General features: G+C 63.6%; 3 protein-coding genes. All 3 read right to left on the bottom strand.

The features are described 5' to 3' along the window. Positions 1-51: 51 nt before the first annotated feature. From NKG60_RS32065 to NKG60_RS32055, 3 genes are read right to left on the bottom strand one after another with little or no spacing between them, the layout of a single operon-like run. The gene (locus tag NKG60_RS32065) at positions 52-1,089 is read right to left on the bottom strand and encodes a tyrosine-type recombinase/integrase (protein WP_502912357.1); all 1,038 of its coding nucleotides are present in this window, start codon (positions 1,087-1,089) and stop codon (positions 52-54) included. Beyond that, a complete protein-coding gene (locus NKG60_RS32060) occupies positions 1,086-2,018 on the bottom strand; it encodes a tyrosine-type recombinase/integrase (RefSeq protein WP_352976679.1) in 933 nt (310 codons plus the stop codon). Before NKG60_RS32060 ends, NKG60_RS32065 begins: the two co-directional genes overlap by 4 nt. Further along, positions 2,015-3,253: a site-specific integrase gene (locus NKG60_RS32055; protein ID WP_352976677.1), complete on the bottom strand. Its 1,239-nt coding sequence runs from the start codon at positions 3,251-3,253 to the stop codon at positions 2,015-2,017. Before NKG60_RS32055 ends, NKG60_RS32060 begins: the two co-directional genes overlap by 4 nt. Between the last annotated feature and the right edge of the window lie 148 nt (positions 3,254-3,401).

Below are 3,401 nucleotides of genomic sequence, written 5' to 3'. Positions count from 1 at the left end.
CCATTCTTATGCGTCGAGCGAGATTATGTGGCGGAGCCGCCCTGACGCCCGTCAGGGCCGGCCAAACCCAGCTTGCCTCCGCCACATAATATTTAGATGCTGTTCAGCAGTTGCAGAACGGCGTCGTTCGGTCGGAAACGCACGCCGTAGTCGCCGGCGACGCCCGCCTTCTCGAGTCCGTTGCGCATCATCTCGACATCCGCGGCGGCATAGCGGTGGGTCGTGGCGACCTGTGCGTGCCCGAGCCAGGCTTGGATCGTCAAAAGGTCCACGCCGGACTGGAGAAGCTTCATGGCGAGGGATGTGCGGCGATATGGGCTTGTCGGCCAAGGCCGGGCTGATAGCCACGGCCTCGGCGGCCGCACGTCGCACGATATGGGTCGCTCCGAAACGAGTCAGGCGGTCGTTGCGGGCACCGACGAATATCGGTCGCGGCTCGTAATGGGTGATCCCGCGCTCGCTCAACAAGGTCGTCAGCGCTCGCGCCAGGTCCTTGGAAATAGGGACGACGCGGTCTCTGCGCCCCTTGCCGCGCAGCAGCACTTGCGGGTGCGACCGCTCCAACTGAAGATCGTTTGCGTTGACGCCGGTGGCTTCGGAGACCCGGGCGCCGGTCCGTGCCAAGAAGAGCAGAAAGGCTCGGTCGCGCCGACCACGGGGCGTCTTTGCATCGGGCGCCGCGATGAGGGTGTCCACTTCGGCCTTGGTGAGGTGGTACGTCACCTCAATGTGCGTCCGTTTAATGGGAATCGTCAGCACGCGTTGGGCGACGCCGAAGGACGCCGGGTCGGCGGCAGCGACGTGGTGGAAGAAAGATCGGATCGCGGCCAAGCGTGCGTTGCGCGTGGCGACGGAATTGTTCCGCTTCTCCTCGAGCTCGTCGAGAAAAGCGAGAACGAGGTCTCGATCAAGCTCTTCAAGCGCCAACGCCGCCGGCTTCTTCCGCAACCGGGCGGCGGCAAAGAGGATCAGCATGCGCAAGGCGTCGCGATAGCTGGCCACGGTCGCGGGAGTCGCGTTGCGCTGCTTGGTCAAGCGCCGGCGAAAGTAGGACTCCAGGAGCGGCGCCAGGAGCAAATGTTCGCTCATGCTGCACCTCCATCGAGGAAGGCGCGCTCCGCCGCAATGGCGAGAAGATCCGCCGAGCCAGTGAGGTAGTAGGCTGTATCGCTGTAGCTGGCGTGACCGAGATATGTGGCGAGCAAAGGCAGCAGCGCCTGAACGTCTGCACGCTGTTGGTGCCAGAGGCTGAGGCGGGTCACAGCGAACCGGTGCCTGAGATCGTGCGGCCTTAACGGCTTGCCGCCATCAAGATGGGCGAGCTTGCGGACCTCAGCAAAACCGTTTTGCAGGCCGGTCGCCGAGAGGCGGTTGCCTCGGGAGCTGAGGAAGAAGGCCTGGTCCTTGGGTGTGGGAAAAGCAACATCGCGCTCACGCACATATTGACGAAGCGCTGCCTGGGTCGTCGTGTGAACTGGAACGAGACGGTCCTTGCGGAACTTCGTCTTTCGAACGAGGAGCACCCCGTTGGCCAGATCGACGTCGGGACGGTCAAGCCTGACCACTTCGCCCGATCGCAGCCCCGAGCTCGCCAACAACCCGATTAGCGTCGCCATCGTCCGCCCTCTGAGCGGGGTGCCTGGCGAAATGCGGGCGCATGCGTCGATGAGCGACGCCAACTCAGCCTCGCTGAGAATACGCGGAGGCGGAATCGCTCTGGATCTGGGGAAAGCTCTGCGCTCCAAGGCCTCGGTTCGGACGTCATAGACAGCGAGATACTCGTAGAATCGGCGAAGCACGCCGTGACGGGTGGCGCGGCTGTTGGCGGCGCCGCCGAACGACAAGGCGAAATCCAGCGCCATCGTCCGGGTGGCGGGCGCATCGAGCTGAGCGCGCTCAACGTAGCGGACGAAAGCCCGCAACGTGCCAGCTTGCTTGCTGAAGGCGTAGCCGAGGGAGCGGCGCAGTTCGATGTAACGCTCGGCCTTCTCGCCGAGGAATCGGGCAAAGGCGGTCATGCGACGCCTCCCGGAAAAGGGAGTGCGACCTCGGCGAGCTGCGAGGCCGCGACCTTTACGTACAGCGCCGTTGTGTTGATGCTCCGGTGCCCGAGAAGATCGGCGACCTCGTTGATGGGCCTTCGCTGCCTGACGAGTTGGGTGGCAAGGCTGTGGCGCAGGAGATGCGCACCTGCGACCCGCCCGAGTTCGACCCCGCCATGCCGCAACCGCTTCCGCACGATCCTCGAAACAGGCGACGCGCACTTGAACGGTCCTACGGGCGGCGTGAAGGACAGGAACAGATACGGACTATCCACCTTCGGTCGAGCGCGCAGGATGTAGTCGGCGAGCGCGGCGCCGGTCTCCTCGAGGAGCGGTGCCACCCGATCACGCTTGCCCTTGGTGCGCCGGACAAAAACCTCGCCAGCACGCCAGTCGATATCCTGCAGCCGAATGGCGCGAAGCTCGCCGTTGCGAATGCCCGTGGTGGCGAGTAGCAACAGGACGGCTCGATCGCGGATGTCGACTGGCGTCGTTGCGCCGATCGCATCGATTGCGCGCCGAACGTCATCCCATGCAAGGCGCGGCGGCAAATGCGCCAAACGCCAATGAGGCGTCCTTGGGACGACGCGGGCGAGATCCTGTTCATGGTGGCCAGCCCAACATAAAAACCGAAGAAATGTTCGGATGTGAGAAATCGCCGCCGTGCGGGTGGCGGAGGTCGCCGATAGCGACAGCCGATGCTCAACGGCGGCGAGGACGTGCTCAGCCGTCAACGCCTCGAGGTCTTGGCCGGGATGGTGATGGCGGAACCAATCCAGAAAGCGGCGGCCGCCCAGAAGAACGCCTTCGCGGGTCTTCGGCTCCAGGCCCCGCACCCTGCGCAGATAGTCCGAAAAGGAAGCCAGAAGTGGGGCAACCGGATCATCCTCTACACTTGGAACGGAAACAATGAAACGCTCAGGAGCCACTCGCCGTGCGTGTCCAAGCGCCGATCCTGCCCCAATGCGCGGAGTATCCGTAGTAAACGTGCATAAATAGCTATCGATGACATCTTGATGGATCGGCATCGGACCACTGCGCGGCCCGGCAAACTGGCTAAAGCGCGCTATGCGGCTCAGGTAAATCTTGGCGGACGCTCGCTTGTAACCAAGCGTGAAAAAATGCTTCGCGATGCGATCCATCTCGCCACCGAGCGCACCGCTACGCAGGCGCTTGAGCACCCCACGATACGAAAAATAGAACTCGAGCATCCTGCCCCTCCGACATTGCGGCGCAGGGGAATCCCGCGCCCGTGAGAGAGACACGAAATATTATGTGGCGGAGGCAAGCTGGGTTGGCCGGCCCTGACGGGCGTCAGGGCGGCTCCGCCACATAATCTCGCCCGACGCATAAATGCGG

Origin of the sequence: Mesorhizobium sp. M1428 (genome assembly GCF_040317515.1) — a bacterium.
Taxonomy (GTDB): domain Bacteria; phylum Pseudomonadota; class Alphaproteobacteria; order Rhizobiales; family Rhizobiaceae; genus Mesorhizobium.
The sequence above is the reverse complement of the archived record's forward strand: the minus strand, read 5'-3'. Positions and strand labels throughout refer to the sequence as shown.

Bases quoted from the DNA above. Each gene is read 5' to 3' on its own strand.
- NKG60_RS32065 (WP_502912357.1), bottom strand. From the start codon at position 1,089: ATGAGCGAACATTTGCTCCTGGCGCCGCTCCTGGAGTCCTACTTTCGC.
- NKG60_RS32060 (WP_352976679.1), bottom strand. From the start codon at position 2,018: ATGACCGCCTTTGCCCGATTCCTCGGCGAGAAGGCCGAGCGTTACATC.
- NKG60_RS32055 (WP_352976677.1), bottom strand. From the start codon at position 3,253: ATGCTCGAGTTCTATTTTTCGTATCGTGGGGTGCTCAAGCGCCTGCGT.